Consider the following 1127-nt stretch of genomic DNA (forward strand, 5'->3'; position numbering starts at 1 on the left):
CTAGTGTCGCGTTTCTGAAGTAGTTGGGCGATTGGCTTTCGCGAGGATCTGTTCCGAGGTTTTCGTCCAGATGAAAGGGTGGCACCGGTCATTCCAACCGGTGATGAACTGCCGGATCTTCTGGTTCAGGTCCTTCACACTGGTGAAGACGCCACGTCGGATAGCCTGCCGGTCGATGATCCCGAACCAGACCTCGACGAGGTTCAGCCACGACCCGGAGGTCGGGGTGAAGTGAACGATGAAGCGGGGATGCCTGGCGAGCCAGGCCTTCACCTCCGGGGTCCTGTGAGTGGCGTAGTTGTCCATGACCAGGTGCAGTTCCTGCTCGGGGTAGGCGCGGTCTAGTTGTCGGAGAAAGCTGAGGAACTCCTGCCGGCGGTGCTTGGGCTTCATGGCTCCGGTAATCTTTCCGGTGGCGATTTCCAGCGCTGCGAACAAGGTGGTGGTGCCGTGGCGGGTGTAGTCGTGGGTGCGCCGCTCCACGAGTCCGGGCTGCATCGGCAGCATCGGCGCGGTCCGATCCAACGCCTGGATCTGGGACTTCTCGTCCACGCAGAGCACCACTGCGTTCTCCGGCGGGGCGAGATACAGCCCTACAACATCAGTGACCTTGGCAATGAGTTCCGGGTCCGTGGAGAACTTGAACGTCTCGCTCCTCCAGGGCTGGACCCCGTACTCCCGCCAGGCCCGTGCCACGGTTGCGTTGCCGATGCCCAGCCGGGAGGCGAGCAACCTCGAGGACCAATGCGTGACCCCGTACTTTTTCGGTGGCGGCGTCAACGTCGCCGCCACGATGTCGCGATGGTCCACCCGACGCGGACGTCCCGGGCGGTCCTGGTCCCGAAGTCCAGGGATTCCCGAGGACTCGTAGCGGTTGCGCCACCCGATCACCGTTGTCCGGGTCGCCCCGACCCGTTCAGCAATCACAGTGTTCGAGACACCTTCCGCGGCCAGCAACACAATGCGAACTCGCTGCGCGAGCCCGGCCCGCACGGACGTGGACCGGGACAAGCGGTTCAATTCCTCAAGATCACCATCACGAAGACCCAGAGCAGCAGCGGGACGATTGGCCATAACCAATCCTCCCAAAAACCAAACGTCTAAGCATTAACGACACGCGACACTAG

At 62.3% G+C, this 1127-nt stretch carries 1 protein-coding gene; it reads right to left on the bottom strand.

Going from position 1 to position 1127, the window contains the following annotated elements; genetic code table 11:
- On the bottom strand, nt 1-1074 hold the full coding sequence (locus QQM37_RS14365; RefSeq protein ID WP_285728302.1) for an IS630 family transposase: 1074 nt from the start codon (nt 1072-1074) through the stop codon (nt 1-3).
- Nucleotides 1075-1127: the final 53 nt, after the last annotated feature.

Origin of the sequence: Psychromicrobium xiongbiense (genome assembly GCF_030271165.1) — a bacterium.
Lineage (GTDB): Bacteria > Actinomycetota > Actinomycetes > Actinomycetales > Micrococcaceae > Renibacterium > Renibacterium xiongbiense.